The sequence below is a fragment of the Burkholderia sp. SIMBA_062 genome (assembly GCF_046534765.1).
In the GTDB taxonomy this organism is placed as follows: Bacteria; Pseudomonadota; Gammaproteobacteria; order Burkholderiales; family Burkholderiaceae; genus Burkholderia; species Burkholderia ambifaria.
Genome location: NZ_JAWRYD010000003.1, coordinates 297277 through 312050, shown reverse-complemented (window position 1 = coordinate 312050; position 14774 = coordinate 297277). Strand labels below are relative to the sequence as shown.

The window sequence follows — 14774 nt, the reverse complement described above, 5'->3', positions numbered from 1 at the left end:
ACGCGCCGCCCGGAGGCGGCGCGTTTTCATGTGCGGGGCGCGCAAGCGCCGGGTGTCGCAGAGGGCGCTTGCGTCAGCCGACCGCGGCCGTCGATGCGCGCATGATCAGCCGCGGCTCGAACGTCGAATAGCTTGCGTCGGTGCGCCCGGCGAGCGCGTCGATCAGCTTCTGCATCGCGAGCTCGCCCATGTTCTCGCTCTGGATGTCGATGGTGGTCAGCGCGGGCGCCGCGTACTCGCCGTACGGCACATTGTCGACGCCGGCGACCGACACGTCTTGCGGCAGCCGGAACCCGAGCGACGCGGCTTCCTTCATGAAGCCGAGCGCGATCAGGTCGTTGTAGCAGATCACGGCCTGCGGACGCTGCGGCCCGAGCATCACGCGCGAGCACGCGCGCTCGCCGGCCTCGGCGGTCGGCGCGTGCGCGTCGTGCACGTCGAGCGTGAGGCCTGCCTCGGCGAGACAGTCGCGCGCGCCCTGGATCCGCTCGTCGTTCACGCGCGCGGGCCCGAAGCCGAGGTACGCGATGCGCGTATGGCCGAGATTGAGCAGGTGACGCGCGAGCATGTAGGTGGCGAGCCGGTTGTCGATGCCGACGCTCGGAATCGGCAGGCCGGGGCTGCGCCGCAGCAGCACCAGCGGCTTGTGCAGGTCGAGCATCCAGCCGGCTTCCTCGTCCGGCATCCGCGTGCTGACGATCAGCCCGTCGACGCGCTGCGCGAGCGCCTCGATCAGCGAGCGTTCGCGCGCCTGATTCTCTTCGGTATCGACGAGCAGCAGCGTGTAGTCATGCTGGAGCGCGACGCGGTTCGCGCCTTTGACGACGTTCGTGAAGTACGGGTTGCTGATGTCGAGAATCACGACGCCGATGGTGCGCGTGCGGCCGGTGATCATCGAGCGCGCGAGCGGGTTCGAACGATAGCCGAGCCGCTCGATCGCTTCCTTGAGCCGCGCCTCGACGGCCGGCGAAAAGCGCTGCGTGCCGTTCACGTACTTGGATACCGTCGCGACCGACACGCCGGCTGCCGCCGCCACGTCGCGGATCGTCGGGGAAACTTTTTTCATGAAGAGGGTAACGTTTTCGTTCCGTTGCCCCGGATTGTGGCAGAAAAAGCCGGCGCCCGACCACCGGCCGATATCGGGAAAGTGCGGATGGCTGCGAGCGGGTTCAAGCATTGACGGTCGGCTTTTGTCCCGCGTATAGTTGGAAAACGTTTTCTGATTTCGATCGATTCCACCGATTTCGGCAACTTCCCGGACACCCTTCAGGACAGATTCAAGGAGACTCGATGAACGCCTCATCCACCGGCGCACGCAAGCCGTTCGGGCGCCTGCTGCTGACCGGCGCGGCCGGCAACCTCGGCCGCCAGGTGCGCGGCGCGCTGGCGAACTGGGCCGACGTCGTGCGCGTGAGCGACATCGCCGCGCTGGACGACGCGGCCCCGCACGAAGAAACCCGTGTCGTCGACCTGGCCGACCGGCCGGCGGTGATGGAACTTGTCGACGGCGTCGACGCGATCGTCCATCTCGGCGGCATTTCGGTCGACGCGCCGTTCGACGATCTCGTCGATGCGAACATCACCGGCACGTACAACCTGTACGAAGCCGCGCGCAAGCACGGCGTGAAGCGGATCGTGTTCGCGAGCTCGAACCATGCGATCGGGTTCCATCCGGTCACGGAAGTGCTCGATGCCGATTCGCCGCTGCGCCCGGACAGTCTCTATGGCGTGACGAAGTGCTTCGGCGAGTCGCTGTCGCGCTACTACTTCGATCGCTTCGGGATCGAGACGGTGTGCCTGCGGATCGGCTCGTCGTTCGAGGCGCCGAAGAACCCGCGCATGCTCGTGACGTTCCTCAGCTATCGCGACTTCATCGAGCTCGTGCGCTGCTCGCTGCTGACGAACCGCGTCGGACACGCGATCGTCTACGGCGTGTCCGACAACCCGGTGAAGTGGTGGGACAACACGAAGGCCGGCTTTCTCGGCTTCCGGCCGCAGGACAGCTCCGTGCAGTTCGCGGGGATGTTCCCGCTGACGGCGCCAACCGCCGACTACGACGATCCCGCGCAGCGCTACCAGGGCGGCGGGTTCGTCGTCGGCGAGCCGATGGAGCGCAACGCGAAGTAAGCGCCGCGCACGGCGTGGGTCAGCGCAGGACGTCCGTCGCCTGGTGTCGTTCATCCACGCCGTCGATCAGGATAAACGGGCCGCTCGCGTGCCGCGCGCGCAGCGGCTGGATCTGTGGACGAGCGCCGGGCGACGCACGCATCCGGGCGTGTCGCCGCTGCGCGCGCTGGTGTCGCAGCAGATGGCCGCGCAGTGCCAGACGCGGCGCTATCGCAAGTGGATGGCGGGGCGGGCGGCGCGTCAGGCGTGAGGGCGATGCGCCGTGCGGCCTGATGCCGGCTCAGACCGGATACGCGTCGTCGACCTTCAGGTTCGCGAGCCGGAACAGCGTGCGCAGCGTCTGCGGATGAATGTCGCGGCGCGCGGCGAGCGACGTCAGCATGAAGTCGAGCACCTTCGCGTAACGCAGCAGCACGAGACAGCGCGCGAGGTCCGCGTTGCCGCCGCGCATGCCTTCGGCGAAGTGGACCATCTGGGTCGACAGCGAGCGTGCCATCTCGAGTTCCATCTGCTGTTTTTCGGTCCATTCGGGCTGCGGCTGTTCGAGCAATTTCGCGAGAAAGAGCTGGAACGACGTATCGGATGAGTTGGGCAGCGCATCCATGGGGAGCCTCGTTGCTTGCGTGGATCGTTCGGGCGTATCCGGTGGACGGATTCCGATCCGGTTCATGTCCGCGTCGACCGGCGACGCGGCTGTCACTGCAATGCGAATGCAGGTTTCGTACCAGCGGCGCGATCCGATTGTCGAGCAATGTTGACGCGGGGCGCGGCCGCGGTCATCGCGTCCCGCCGGTGCTGGCTTGCGTGGAAAATCGACAAAGGAGTCCATACGCCGCGCACGGTCACGATCGACCGCGTGTCAGGGCCCGAACGAATGAAATGCTTCAGCGATGTAACGTAACGCCGCGATGAAACCGGTTGCGTGTTTCGGTGGACGGATCGCCGGAATGCAGCGACGCCTGTGTGTCGGCGGCGCCCCGTGGCCTCGGGCGGCTGCGTGTCGCGCGCCGCGACCACGTCCGCCGCACGGTCGAATGCCGCGACGCCTGCGCCGGATGTTTCATATCCGAGACGTTTTCGCGCGCGGCGATCCGGATGCGGATGCAACGGACCTCGCCCGCGCGATCCAACTGGCCCAGCGAATAACCGGACAACTGTCCATGGGCAGCCGCGCCGTGTTTGCGAACAATCTCCGCATCCTCCCCGCAAGGTTCGACATGAGCGTGCACGCCTTCTTCTCGGCCAACCTGCTGCTGGCCTACACGGCTTATTTCATCGGCACGGCCAGCCCCGGCCCGAGCAATCTCGCGATCATGTCGGTCGCCGCGAACCATGGCCGCAAGGCGGCGCTCGCGTTCGCGCTGGGCGTCATCTCGGGATCGATGTGCTGGGCGACGGTGGCCGCGCTGGGCGTGTCGGCGGCGCTGCTCGCATGGTCGAAGCTGCTGGTCGCGATCAAGCTGTTCGGCGGCGTCTATCTGCTGTGGCTCGCGTTCAAGTCGGGCCGCACCGCGTGGTCGGCCAGGGCGGCCGATACGCTGAAGGCGGCGCCCGAACAGAAGCTGTCGCGCCTCTACGCGCGCGGCGCGATGCTGCACCTGACGAATCCGAAAGCGATCCTGGTGTGGGTGTCGATCGTCGCGCTGTCGTCGAACGGCGCGGGCGCGTCGCACGGCGCTGTCGTGCCGGGCTGCATCGCGATCGGATGCGTGGTGTTCGGCGGCTATGCGCTGGTGTTCTCGACGGACGGCGCACGCCGGCTATACGTGCGCGGCCGGCGCGCGATGGACGCATGTCTCGCGGTGGTGTTCGGCGTGGCGGGCGTCCGCTTGCTGGCGTCGAACATATAGGGCGGCGCGTCGCGAAACGGCGGCGCGCGCAGCGACGCGTCGGCGTTCCCGGTCCGCGCGTGGCGCACACGCGAAAAAAAGCCGCTGCACCGGAGCGGGCAGCGGCTTGTTCCGGGCACCGCGCTTCAGAAAATGAAGCCGGTGTTGATGAACTTCGAATAGTGATCCGACACGATCGAATCGAGCAGTTGCTTGCTGCCCTCGGTCTGCTTGGCCGCGACCATCGAGCGGATCGAGAACGCGCGCAGCGCATCGGTCACCGACAGCGTGCCTTCCGCCGAGTCCTTGCGACCCGCGAACGGGAACACGTCAGGCCCGCGCTGGCACTGGCAGTTGATGTTCACGCGGCAGACCTGGTTCACGAGCGGATCGACGAGCGCGCCGATCTGCGCCGGATCCGAACCGAAGATGCTGACCTGCTGGCCGTGGTCCGACGTCGTCACGTAGTCGAGCGCGGTTTCCACGTCGTCGAACGGCGCGACCGGAATGATCGGCCCGAATTGCTCTTCGCGATACAGCTTCATGCCTTCGGACACCGGATACACGACGGCCGGATAGAACAGCGTCTTGCTGAACTCACCGCCCGAATGGTTGACGACCTGCGCGCCCTTGGCCTTCGCGTCGTCGATCGCGTCGGTCATGTACGCGGTGCGATGCATGCCCGGCAGCGGCGTGATGCTGACGCCTTTTTCCCACGGCATGCCGATCTTCAACTGTTCGAGCGCGGCGGTGAAGCGCTCCAGGAACGCGTCGACGATCGAGCGATGCACGAGCAGCATCTTCAGCGCGGTACAGCGCTGGCCGTTGAACGATAGCGCGCCGAGCAGGCACTCCTTCACGGTGAGGTCGAGATCGGCGTCGGGCAGCACGATCGCCGCGTTCTTCGCGTCGAGGCCGAGGATCGCGCGCAGCCGGTGCGACTTCGGATGCTGCTTCTTCAGGTGATCGGCGACCTTGCTCGACCCGATCAGCGCGAGCACGTTGATCTTGCCCGACGCGAGCATGTGCGGCACGACCACCGCGCCCGGCGCGTAGATCGTGTTGATCACGCCTTTCGGGAACGCGTCGCGGAACGCCTCGAGCAGCGGCTCGAACAGCAGCGTGCCGTATTGAGGCGGCTTGAACACCACGGTGTTGCCCATCAGCAGCGCGGGGATCAGCGTCGCGAAGGTTTCGTTCAGCGGATAGTTGTACGGCCCCATGCACAGCACGACGCCGAGCGGCGTGCGGCGGATCTGGCCGATCGTGCCTTCCGCGATCACGAAGCGCGAGTTCGCGTTGTCGAGCTCCTTCAGCGCGTCGATCGTCTGCGTCATGTACGTGACGGTGCGATCGAACTCCTTCTGCGAATCGGCTAGGCTCTTGCCGATCTCCCACATGATCAGGTTCACGACCAGCTCGCGCTGCGCGACCATCCGCTTGATGAAGTCCTGCATGCACGCGATGCGCTGCTCGACCTTCATCGTCGGCCACTCGCCGCGGCCCGAGTCGTACGCGCGCACCGCGGCGTCGAGCGCCGCGTCGCTTTCCGTTTCGCCCATCACCGGATAGCTGCCGATCTCCATCTGCGCGACGCTGCCGTCCGGCTGGCGCACGCACACGGGCGACAGCACGGTTTTGGTCGTGCCGTCCCACGGGCGCAACTCGCCGTCGACCAGCGACACGCGCTGGTGGATCGGGGCGGCGAGCCGGAACTCGGCGGGGATGTCTTGATAGGCGGGAAACAGCTGCTGCAAGGAAGCGGAATCGGGCATGACGGTCTCGTTTGACAGGTGTCCGGAAAGGACGGGCGATGCGGAATCCTGGGCTGAATGATCCTCGATCCTGAATCGGCATGATGACGCGCGCACGACGCGACGTCACGTGGCGTCACGCGACGGCCTGGCCGAAACACCGATTGGAACCAGTTCCATTAAAAAGGAACGCCGAGCCGATTGCAACATTTACCGAAGGCGATCATTCAATCCGTAAGCGTTCTGTAGGACTGTTTCCGAATGCCGGAAATAAGCCGCTCGGTGCGTGCGCAAACGTTTCACGACGGCTGGTTTGGGCGGATAATGGCCACGCGCGGCAAAGAACAAATTGCCCCCGGAACCTGAGAGAAAACACACGCAGTGAAGAAATGAGAGAAGGTGCCGCCGCGCTGCCGAAGCGAGGTCGGCTGCCCGGAGCGCCGGGTCGGGCTTGCCCGCCCGGCGCGCACCGGACCTGTCGCGGTGCGCCGCGATCACTCGACGTCTTCGTCATCCTCCGCATCGAGATCGTCTTCCTCCCCGTCCCGCCCCGGCGCCGCATACGCGCTCGCCTGTTCCAGCAACCACGCACGAAACGACTCCAGTGGCTTGCTGTGGCTCAGCTCTGTCGGATACACGAGGTAGTACGCCGAATCGCCGACCGTCGCCGCGTCGCACGGCACGACGAGGCCGAGCTGCTGCAACTGTTCCTCGACGAAGAACTTCGGCACGAGCGCGATGCCGAGCCCGGCCGCGGCCGCGCTGATCAGCATCGTGTGGAGTTCGTAGCGCACGCCCTGCATCGTGCGGATGTCCTCGACGCCGTGCGTCTCGAACCATTGCGCCCATGCGCCGGGGCGCGTCGTCGAGTGCAGCAGCGGATACGCGAGCAGATCCTCCACGCGTTCGACCGGCCCGTCGAGCAGCGCGGGCGAGCAGATCGGCACGACTTCCTCGCCGAACAGATAGTCGGACGACGTGCCGGGCCAGGTCGGTTTGCCGTAATGGATCGCGGCTTCGAAGTGGGTATCCTCGAACGAGAACAGGTCGGTGCGGCTGCCCATGTTCACGCGCACGTCCGGCGTGCGGTCGTAGAAGCTCTTGATGCGCGGGATCAGCCAGTGCGACGCGAAGGTGGGCAGCACGGCGAGCTCCAGGTAGCCGCCGCCGCTGCCGTGCGCGATGATCGACAGCGTGTCGCGATCGAGCGCCTCCAGCGCGCGCCGCACCTGCGTGCCGTACAGCTTGCCGGCGCGCGTGAGCACGACGCGCTGCTTCACGCGCGCGAACAGCCGCACGCCGAGGCTCGCTTCGAGCGTCGCGATCTGCCGCGATACCGCGCTTTCGGTCAGGAACAGTTCCTTCGCCGCGTGCGTGAAGCTCTCGTGGCGCGCCGCGGCTTCGAAAGCCACGAGCGCACCCATGTTGGGGATCTTGAATTTGCGCATGATTTTGTCTGACGAACGCGCCCGCCCAAGGCGGGCCGGCCAATGAGTGCGGGAACCACGAATAATTCCAAAAACTCATCATGTGTCAATTTAATCTCGCTTTACGTCCCGCTGCAACCCTTTGAATAATGCATCCCACGCAAGGCCACGCGCCCGCTTGGGCCGCGGGCCAACCGAGATGCCGGCACGTTTGCCGGTGGTCCCCCGACACGAGAATCCTGATGCGCAATCCGAATATCGACAGCCTGCTGACGAAGCTGCTGGGACAGGCGAAGACCGACGCCCTGTTCGCGACCCTGAACATGCCGGCCATCCTCGACGAATGGGAAACCGACGTCGTCACGCGCGCGGAAATCGCGCAGGCGATGAACATGGCGCTGTTCGAAGGGCTGCTCGAACGTTCGGCGAACGGTCGCGCGTATACGGCCGACGCAATCGAAAGCGGCGGGTCGGTCTACTTCGACCACGGCGCGCTGCGCACGGTGCGCTGGCCGCACACGGGCGCGCTGCCGCCGGGCGAAGCCGCGTTCACGCGGATCCTGCGTCCGCTCGGCTTCCGCCTGAACGGCCGTTATCCGCTCGACAAGCTCGGCATGACCGGCCGCGCGTACGCGCATGAAGACGCGCCGGACGAGATCGCGCAGTTCTTCGTCAGCGAACTGCATCCGGAACGTTTCTCGAAGGAATTCCAGCAGGCCGTGACGAACGTCGTGAGCTCGTCGCGCGATCCGCTGTCGCCGGCGGCTGTCGCGCTGCTGTGGGAAATCGAGCGCGAAGGCTGGCTGCCGCTCGACGCCGCGCACGCGCTGCTGCCCGAGATCGTCGGCGCGTTCGCGCGCCAGCACGACCTGCCGAACGAACTCGACTACGAGACGCTGTTGCTCGAATCGGCCGAGATGGCATGGATCGCGACCGAAGGCAACGCGTTCAATCATGCGACCGATCGCGTGACCGACGTGTTCAAGCTGTCCGACGACGAGAAGGCGAAGGGCCGGCCGATGAAGCCGGAGGTCGAGCGCTCGCGGTCGGGCCGCGTGTTCCAGACCGCGTATCGGGCGGACCTCGTCGAGCGCGAGTTCCGCACGCGCGACGGCGGCACGGTGAAGCGCAACGTGCCGGGCTCGTTCTATGAATTCATCACGCGCCGTCGCACGTTCGACCAGGCGGCGCGACGCTGGGTGACGGACCTGCGTTTCGATGCGGGCAACGCGCAGGGCATCTTCAAGATGACGGCGAACGCGGCGAAGTAAGCGCGACGCACGCAAGACAAACGGGCCGGCGGCTGATGACAGCCGCCGGCCCGTTTGCGTTGCATGAATGCCTCGAACATCAGAACAGATGCGTGACCAGGTAGAACAGCACCAGCACGCCGATCGGTATGCCCAACAGCCATGCAATCAGATACTTGCCCATGTCGTGGTCCTCCGCGTGGCCGCGACGCGGGACGCGTCGCGGCGGTGTGAGGAGCCTGATGCGTTACAGATCGCGATCGAACTCCTTCATTTGCTTCTCGGCTTCGTCGCGCGCGATCCCGTAACGCTCCTGGATCTTGCCGACCACATAGTCGCGGTTACCTTCGGCGACGGCCAGGTCATCGTCGGTCAGCTTGCCCCACTTGGCCTTCAGCTTGCCGGACAACTGCTTCCATTGACCCTTGATCTTGTCTTCGTTCATAGTGTGCTCCTGTCGTAAAGAGAGAAAAGTGCGGCGCGAGGCCGCGTGACACCTCAGGCCTTCGCCTTCAGGCCGGATGCGTCGACGTGCTTCACGCCCTTCACCGAGCGTGTCACGGCGACCGCTTTCTTGACCGCGAGCTTCGAATGCAGCACGCCCGTCAGCGTGACGACGCCGTCCACCGTCTTCACGTTGATGTCCGTGCTCTTCACCCCTTTGGTGGTCGCGAGCTCGCTCTTCACCTTGGTCGTGATCCACGTATCGGTCACGGGCTGGTCCGATTCGGCAGTCATGCCTTTGTCGGCAGACGACGCCTGTGCGTGCGCGTTCGTGAGCGGCGCGGCAGCGAGCAGGAAAGCCGCGCTGACGGCGAGCAGCGTCGAAAGGTGCGAGGTCTTGTTCATTGATGTTCTCCTTCGATTGGCGTGAGTGAATGCATGCGAATGCGTGAATGCGAATGCGGATCGCGCCGCGCGTTGTCGCGTCATCGCGCGATCGGGGTGTCGTAGCCGGGCTCGCGCGGCGGCATGTCCGGGCGCGGCACGTCGGGTGGTTGCGGCACCGGTGGGTCGGTGCCGGGCGACGGTTCGGGCGGATTGTCCGGAGCCGGTTCGGGCCGCGTCGGATCCGGTGTCTCATGCAGCTTCATCGGGTCGTCCTCCTCTGCGGTAGGTCAGCGCGTGAGCGCCGATGCAGTACCAGCGTACCGGCGTGAACGCACGCACACATCGCGCAAATTCACCGGGTTGCCTAGTGCGTTTGCATCGGGACGGAACGGGCGGCCGGGAACGAGAAATGCGCCGAGTGACGTGCGAGGCCGCGACGGCATGCGCGGGTGCCGCCATGCGCGCCGCTTGGCGGGATAGCGCACGGCGGCGGGCGGCACGCGAATGTACTATTGCGCATGGTGCATCCGCGGCTGCCAAACGCATCAACGCGCATCGACGGCACGCGACCATCGCGACACGCGCCCGGCCGGCGCATGTCGGCGGCTCCTGACGCGGATGCGGCCGACCCGGCAACCCATGCACACGACGTGGACGACCCTTCAATGGACGATCGAGTAAACGAACAGACGCTCAAGTCGCATACCGACCGGCGTCAGCTGTACCAGATCATCGCGGGGCTCACCGAAGGCGTGATCCTCATCGAACCCGACCAGCGCATCGTGTGGGCGAACGAGGCCGCGCTCGCGATGCACGGCGTCACCGAGCTCGACGCGCTCGGCGCCGACGTGACCGAGTATCGCGAGCGCTTCCGGCTGCGCTATCGGAACAACAATCCGGTGGGCGACGGCCACTATCCGATGGACCGCGTGATCGCGGGCGAGGAGTTCAGCGACGTGACGGTCGAAGTCGAATCGGCCGCCGACGAGAACGTGAGCTGGGTCCACCGGATCCGCAGCCTCGTGCTGACGAACGCCGCCGGCGAGCCCGACTGTCTGGCGCTCGTGCTGCACGACGCGACCGAATGGGCGAGCGCCGAGGAGCGCTTCGAGCTCACGTTCAACGCGAACCCGGCGCCTGCCGTGATCTGCCGGCTCGACGACCTGCGCTACGTGAAGGTCAATCAAGGCTTCCTCGACATGACGGGCCACGCACGCGACGACGTGCTCGGCCGCTCCGTCTACGAAGTCGATGTGCTCGATCAGGCCGAGCGGCGCGAGCTCGCGATCGAGCGGCTCGGCGAGGGCGCGACGATCCCGCAGATGGAGGCCGTGCTCAAGCGCGCGGACGGCGGCACGAAGGCGGTCGTCGTCGCCGGGCAGCCGATCGACATGAACGGCGAAGCGTGCATGCTGTTCACCTTCATGGATCTCGAGCCGCGCAAGCAGGCCGAGCTCGCGCTACGGCAGAGCGAGGAGTGCTTCGCGAAGGCGTTCCGGATGGCGCCGGTCGCGACCGCGATCGTCACGGCCGATCGCTTCGAGCTGCTCGACGTGAACGACGCATTCGTCGGGATGGCCGGCCATGCGCGCGACGAACTGCTCGGCAAGTCCGCGGACGAGATCGGGCTGTGGGCCGAGCGCGGTGCGCGGCAGCAGATCGACAGCGCGCTTGCGCGCGACGGCAACGTGCGCAACGCGGACGTGCAGATCCGCACGCGCGACGGCGACGTGCGCGATTGCGTGGTGTCGGCCGAGCCGGTCGCGATTCACGGGCAGGATTGCCTGCTGATCGCGCTGCTCGACATCAGCGATCGCAAGCGTACCGAGATGGAACTCGTCTACGCGATCGAGACCGCGATGCAGGATGCGTCGTGGTTCAGTCGCACGCTGATCGAGAAACTGGCGAACGTGCGGCGCGAGAATGCGCCGGACGCGGGCGCGCAGCTCTCGGATCTCACCGCGCGCGAGCGCGACGTGTTCGACCTGCTGTGTCACGGCCTCGCCGACAAGGAGATCGCCGGCCGCCTCGGGCTCGCGCCGAACACTGTCCGCAATCATGTCGCGACGATCTACGCGAAGCTCGACGTGCATAGCCGCGGCGAGGCGATCGTGTGGGCGCGCGAGCGCGGGATCGTCGGCGCGGCAGACGTGCGCGGCGAGAAGGGCGCCGACAAGGGCGCCGACAAGGGCGCCGCGAACGGCAAGGACTGACGCCGGGCGCAGGCCGTCTCCCCATCGGTGCGAATGCATCATGCAGGCTGGTGCATCCGCATCTGCCGCGCGCGGCGCGCGGCTGCGATCCTGTCCACTCGGCGGTGCGACGCGAGCTGCGGCGCCGTCGGCTCTCTCCCCAATTCATTGCAGGAGACGACCATGGACAGGAATCGCATCGAAGGCAAGCTCAAACAACTGAAGGGTTCGGTCAAGGAAGCACTCGGCAAGGTGACGGGCGATCGCAAGACGGAGGCAGAAGGCGTGGCGGAACAGCAGGCCGGCAAGATCCAGGAGAAGGCCGGCGAAGCGGCCGACGACGTGCGCCGTCATACGGGCAGCGACCGGCACTGAGCGCCGTTGACCCATCGCGCGATGCGTCGACGCCGCGTGACGTAGCAATGATTCTTCATCGGCATCACCCCGAGGCGCCTCGAGCCCGCGGCTCTTGCGCGCATCCCGCCCGATCTTCTCCTTCCCGGCCCGCCATCGCGCGGGTCGGCGCCTTCGATCCGCACGGCACTTGATGACAATTGCTCACAACATAGTTCCGATATTTCGTTTGCTGCACACGTATTGGCTACCCACAATCGGTTCACCTCTTTCGCGCTGACGGGTTCTTCGGAGACGGAACCGCGGTGATCGCCCGGCAAGCGACGCGCGTTTCGCGCAGCCCCCGGCGACAGCAGAATTCACCGGCACGCGGGAGGTCGCCGCCGCGCGATGGTCGCGCGGTGCACCCGACCCACACAAGAAGGATTGGCCGATGACGTTCCGCATTCGTTCGCTTTCCGGCATTGCACTGACCGCCGCGATCCTCGCGTTCCAGACCGGCGCGGCCCACGCGCAGGAAACGGTCGTCAAGGTCGGTGTGGCCGTGCCATTGACTGGCGGTGGCGCTGCCTACGGCAAGGACATCGAGAACGGCGTGCGCATGGCCGTCGACGAGGCGAACGCCGCGCATACGACGATCGGCGGCAAGCCGGTGAAGTTCGTCGTCGCGTCGCAGGACGACCAGAGCGATCCGCGCATCGGCGTACAGGCCGCGCAGCAGCTGACCGACGCGCAAGTGGCCGTCGTGATTGGCCACTTCAATTCGGGCACGACGCTGCCCGCGTCGAAGATCTACGCGAAGGCCGGCATTCCGATGATCACACCGTCGGCGACCAATCCCGACATCACGCGTGCCGGCCTCGGCACCGTCTACCGCGTGATCGCCACCGACGCGCAGAACGCCGGCAACGCCGGCGCCTATGCGGCGAGCGTGACCAAGGCGAAGCGCATCGCGATCATCGATGACCGCACCGCGTTCGGCCAGGGCGAAGCCGACGAGTTCGAGAAGGCCGCGAAGGCGAATGGCGGCACGATCGTCGCGCGCGAATTCACGAACGACAAGGCCGTCGACTTCAGCGCGCAGCTCACGAAGATCAAGAGCACGAACGCCGACCTGGTGTTCTTCGGCGGCCTCGACGCGCAGTCCGCGATGCTGGTCAAGCGCATGCGCCAGCTCGGCATCCGCGCGCAGTTCCTGGCGGGCGGCGGCGTGATGAACGCGAACTTCATCAAACTCGCCGGCAACGCGGCCGAAGGCGCGTCCGTGTGGGAGTACGGTCAGCCGCTGGCGCGTCTCGCGAAGGGCAAGCAGTTCGAAACGAAATTCAAGCAGAAGTACGGCGTCGACATGCTCGCGTATGCGCCGTTCGCGTATGACGCGACGTGGATCGCGATCAACGCGATGCAGAAGGCGAACTCGACGAAGCCGGCCGATTTCAACGGCGCGCTGAAGGGCACGCGCTACGACGGCATCACCGGCACGATCGCGTTCACGAACACGGGCGACCTGAAGAACCCGAGTTCGACGCTGTACGAAGTGAAGAACGCCGCGTGGCAGCCCGTCACCACGCAAACGGCGGACTGAATGCCCGAACGCGCGCGGACTTTCGCGGCGACGCCGGACGTGCTGAAATACCCACGGCGATCGGATCCGATCGTCGCGCATGTCGGGGCGATTCGCCGGGCGGTCCGCACGCACGGCGCCGCGCGCGACGCGGCACGAACAATCTTCGGGCGCGGCCGGCTGGCCGCGCCTTTCACGTGCAACTGGAGTCAGTCGTGAGTTCTCAAGTCGTCATCGTCGGCGGTGGTGTGATCGGCAGCTCGATCGCCTATTTCCTGCGCGCTACCGATCCGACGGTGTCCGTGACCGTCATCGAACGCGATCCTACCTATGCGAAGTCGTCGTCGGCGCTGTCGGCTGCATCGATTCGCCAGCAGTTCTCGACGCCGCTGTCGATCGAGATGTCGCTGTTCGGGATCGACTTCCTGCGCACGATCGGCGAGCGGCTCGAAGTCGACGGCACGCGGCCGTCGATCGATCTGCATGAAGGCGGCTACCTGTTCCTCGCGACGCCGGCAGGCGATGCGACGCTGCGCGAGAACCATGCGCTGCAGACGAAGCTTGGCGCCGATATCCGTTTGATGGATCGCGATGCGCTGCGCGCGAAGTTTCCGTGGCTGAACGTCGACGATCTCGTGTCGGGCGCTTATGGCGCAAGCGGCGAAGGGTGGTTCGACGGCTACGGGCTCGTGCAGGCGCTGCGCAAGAAGGCGCAGGCACTGGGTGCGCGCTACGTGCCGGCCGACGTGACCGGCGTCGTACGCGACGGTCGCAAGGTCACGCATGTGATGACGAGCGACGGCGAGCGCTACGCATGCGACACGCTCGTCAACGCGGCGGGCGCGTGGACGCGCACGCTGTCGTCGATGATGGGCATCGACATTCCCGTGTATGCGCGGCGTCGCAGCATCTTCAACGTGTCGTCGCCGGCGCAGCTCGCCGGTTGTCCGCTGCTGATCGATCCGACGGGCGTGTATTTCCGGCCGGAAGGGCGCACGTATATCTGCGGGACGTCGCCCAGCCCGGATCGCGATCCCGACGATCTGCCGCTCGACGAGGTCGATCACGATTTGTTCGACGAGGTGATCTGGCCGACGCTCGCGAATCGCGTGCCGGCGTTCGAAGCGCTGCGCGTGGAGAACTGCTGGTCCGGGTACTACGAGTACAACGTGTTCGATCACAATGCGATCATCGGGTATCACCCCGAGCTCGATAACGTCGTGTTCGCGAACGGCTATAGCGGGCACGGGCTGCAACAGGGGCCCGCGACCGGGCGTGGGGTGAGTGAACTGATTCTGGCCGGGCGGTATGAATCGCTCGACCTGTCGTCGCTCGGCTGGGAGCGCGTGCTCGAAAACCGGCCGATCGTCGAAAAGAACGTCGTGTAGCGCGGCGTGACCGCCCGGTCTGGGGTGGGCGGGATTCTCCTTGTGTCTCAAACTCATT

16 protein-coding genes and 1 pseudogene are annotated in these 14774 nt (G+C 66.1%); 8 read left to right on the top strand and 9 right to left on the bottom strand.

Translation table 11 applies throughout. The annotated features are described in order from the left end of the window. Positions 1–73: 73 nt before the first annotated feature. On the bottom strand, positions 74–1177 hold the full coding sequence (locus SB786_RS04790) for a LacI family DNA-binding transcriptional regulator (protein ID WP_410726422.1): 1104 nt from the start codon (positions 1175–1177) through the stop codon (positions 74–76). A 113-nt stretch (positions 1178–1290) separates the two neighbouring features. Here SB786_RS04790 and SB786_RS04785 point away from each other — a divergent pair, with 113 nt between their 5' ends. Beyond that, entirely contained in the window at positions 1291–2127 is an 837-nt protein-coding gene (locus tag SB786_RS04785; RefSeq protein WP_410726421.1) for an NAD-dependent epimerase/dehydratase family protein, read from the top strand. Positions 2128–2146: 19 nt separating this feature from the next. On the opposite strand, the pseudogene SB786_RS04780 reads toward SB786_RS04785, so the two are convergent. From SB786_RS04780 to SB786_RS04770, 3 genes and pseudogenes are all read right to left on the bottom strand, one after another. Beyond that, positions 2147–2242, bottom strand: a pseudogene (locus SB786_RS04780) (DUF1330 domain-containing protein); the annotation flags it as partial. A 165-nt stretch (positions 2243–2407) separates the two neighbouring features. Continuing rightward, entirely contained in the window at positions 2408–2731 is a 324-nt protein-coding gene (locus SB786_RS04775) for a hypothetical protein (protein WP_006756972.1), read from the bottom strand. A 280-nt stretch (positions 2732–3011) separates the two neighbouring features. Beyond that, positions 3012–3356 (bottom strand): hypothetical protein, encoded by a 345-nt coding sequence (locus SB786_RS04770; protein WP_410726420.1) that lies wholly within the window; start codon positions 3354–3356, stop codon positions 3012–3014. Here SB786_RS04770 and SB786_RS04765 point away from each other — a divergent pair. Then, on the top strand, positions 3345–3977 hold the full coding sequence (locus SB786_RS04765; RefSeq protein ID WP_410726419.1) for a LysE family translocator: 633 nt from the start codon (positions 3345–3347) through the stop codon (positions 3975–3977). The two genes, SB786_RS04770 and SB786_RS04765, sit on opposite strands and share 12 nt — an antisense overlap. A 125-nt stretch (positions 3978–4102) precedes the next feature. Here the strand turns inward: SB786_RS04765 and SB786_RS04760 are convergent, their stop codons facing one another. Together SB786_RS04760 and SB786_RS04755 are read right to left on the bottom strand one after the other, a co-directional pair. Next, complete coding sequence (locus tag SB786_RS04760; protein WP_006756975.1) at positions 4103–5731, bottom strand: NADP-dependent glyceraldehyde-3-phosphate dehydrogenase; 1629 nt, start codon at positions 5729–5731, stop codon at positions 4103–4105. Positions 5732–6204: 473 nt separating this feature from the next. Then, on the bottom strand, positions 6205–7158 hold the full coding sequence (locus SB786_RS04755) for a LysR family transcriptional regulator (RefSeq protein ID WP_006749569.1): 954 nt from the start codon (positions 7156–7158) through the stop codon (positions 6205–6207). Between the two features lie 221 nt (positions 7159–7379). On the opposite strand from SB786_RS04755, the gene SB786_RS04750 reads away from it, so the two are divergent. Beyond that, positions 7380–8408 carry a DUF1338 domain-containing protein gene (locus tag SB786_RS04750; protein ID WP_410726418.1) on the top strand — a complete coding sequence of 343 codons (1029 nt, stop codon included), beginning with the start codon at positions 7380–7382 and terminating at the stop codon, positions 8406–8408. 226 nt (positions 8409–8634) lie between these two features. Here the strand turns inward: SB786_RS04750 and SB786_RS04745 are convergent, their stop codons facing one another. The 3 genes from SB786_RS04745 to SB786_RS04735 all read right to left on the bottom strand — a co-directional run bounded on the left by SB786_RS04745 (position 8635) and on the right by SB786_RS04735 (position 9481). Continuing rightward, the gene (locus SB786_RS04745; RefSeq protein WP_006756978.1) at positions 8635–8832 is read right to left on the bottom strand and encodes a CsbD family protein; all 198 of its coding nucleotides are present in this window, start codon (positions 8830–8832) and stop codon (positions 8635–8637) included. Between the two features lie 53 nt (positions 8833–8885). Beyond that, entirely contained in the window at positions 8886–9236 is a 351-nt protein-coding gene (locus SB786_RS04740) for a BON domain-containing protein (protein ID WP_006756979.1), read from the bottom strand. Between the two features lie 80 nt (positions 9237–9316). Beyond that, positions 9317–9481 (bottom strand): hypothetical protein, encoded by a 165-nt coding sequence (locus SB786_RS04735; protein WP_006756980.1) that lies wholly within the window; start codon positions 9479–9481, stop codon positions 9317–9319. A gap of 402 nt (positions 9482–9883) precedes the next feature. Here SB786_RS04735 and SB786_RS04730 point away from each other — a divergent pair, with 402 nt between their 5' ends. The 5 genes from SB786_RS04730 to SB786_RS04710 all read left to right on the top strand — a co-directional run bounded on the left by SB786_RS04730 (position 9884) and on the right by SB786_RS04710 (position 14716). Continuing rightward, positions 9884–11431, top strand: coding sequence for a PAS domain S-box protein (locus SB786_RS04730; RefSeq protein ID WP_410726417.1), 1548 nt, complete (start codon positions 9884–9886; stop codon positions 11429–11431). Between the two features lie 162 nt (positions 11432–11593). Further along, a complete protein-coding gene (locus tag SB786_RS04725) occupies positions 11594–11785 on the top strand; it encodes a CsbD family protein (protein WP_006756983.1) in 192 nt (63 codons plus the stop codon). Positions 11786–12197: 412 nt separating this feature from the next. Then, entirely contained in the window at positions 12198–13349 is a 1152-nt protein-coding gene (locus SB786_RS04720) for a branched-chain amino acid ABC transporter substrate-binding protein (RefSeq protein ID WP_410726416.1), read from the top strand. Continuing rightward, positions 13350–13547 carry a hypothetical protein gene (locus tag SB786_RS04715; RefSeq protein WP_410726415.1) on the top strand — a complete coding sequence of 66 codons (198 nt, stop codon included), beginning with the start codon at positions 13350–13352 and terminating at the stop codon, positions 13545–13547. Then, a complete protein-coding gene (locus tag SB786_RS04710; RefSeq protein WP_410726414.1) occupies positions 13544–14716 on the top strand; it encodes an NAD(P)/FAD-dependent oxidoreductase in 1173 nt (390 codons plus the stop codon). The genes SB786_RS04715 and SB786_RS04710 overlap by 4 nt, the downstream gene beginning before the upstream one ends. Positions 14717–14774 lie beyond the last annotated feature (58 nt).

What these genes read in the sequence shown, in the direction of transcription:
- SB786_RS04745 (WP_006756978.1), bottom strand. Translation starts at nt 8,832, where the DNA reads ATGAACGAAGACAAGATCAAGGGTCAATGGAAGCAGTTGTCCGGCAAG.
- SB786_RS04730 (WP_410726417.1), top strand. Translation starts at nt 9,884, where the DNA reads ATGGACGATCGAGTAAACGAACAGACGCTCAAGTCGCATACCGACCGG.
- SB786_RS04715 (WP_410726415.1), top strand. Translation starts at nt 13,350, where the DNA reads ATGCCCGAACGCGCGCGGACTTTCGCGGCGACGCCGGACGTGCTGAAA.
- SB786_RS04750 (WP_410726418.1), top strand. Translation starts at nt 7,380, where the DNA reads ATGCGCAATCCGAATATCGACAGCCTGCTGACGAAGCTGCTGGGACAG.
- SB786_RS04720 (WP_410726416.1), top strand. Translation starts at nt 12,198, where the DNA reads ATGACGTTCCGCATTCGTTCGCTTTCCGGCATTGCACTGACCGCCGCG.
- SB786_RS04735 (WP_006756980.1), bottom strand. Translation starts at nt 9,481, where the DNA reads ATGAAGCTGCATGAGACACCGGATCCGACGCGGCCCGAACCGGCTCCG.
- SB786_RS04790 (WP_410726422.1), bottom strand. Translation starts at nt 1,177, where the DNA reads ATGCTTGAACCCGCTCGCAGCCATCCGCACTTTCCCGATATCGGCCGG.
- SB786_RS04785 (WP_410726421.1), top strand. Translation starts at nt 1,291, where the DNA reads ATGAACGCCTCATCCACCGGCGCACGCAAGCCGTTCGGGCGCCTGCTG.
- SB786_RS04725 (WP_006756983.1), top strand. Translation starts at nt 11,594, where the DNA reads ATGGACAGGAATCGCATCGAAGGCAAGCTCAAACAACTGAAGGGTTCG.
- SB786_RS04765 (WP_410726419.1), top strand. Translation starts at nt 3,345, where the DNA reads ATGAGCGTGCACGCCTTCTTCTCGGCCAACCTGCTGCTGGCCTACACG.
- SB786_RS04775 (WP_006756972.1), bottom strand. Translation starts at nt 2,731, where the DNA reads ATGGATGCGCTGCCCAACTCATCCGATACGTCGTTCCAGCTCTTTCTC.
- SB786_RS04740 (WP_006756979.1), bottom strand. Translation starts at nt 9,236, where the DNA reads ATGAACAAGACCTCGCACCTTTCGACGCTGCTCGCCGTCAGCGCGGCT.
- SB786_RS04755 (WP_006749569.1), bottom strand. Translation starts at nt 7,158, where the DNA reads ATGCGCAAATTCAAGATCCCCAACATGGGTGCGCTCGTGGCTTTCGAA.
- SB786_RS04760 (WP_006756975.1), bottom strand. Translation starts at nt 5,731, where the DNA reads ATGCCCGATTCCGCTTCCTTGCAGCAGCTGTTTCCCGCCTATCAAGAC.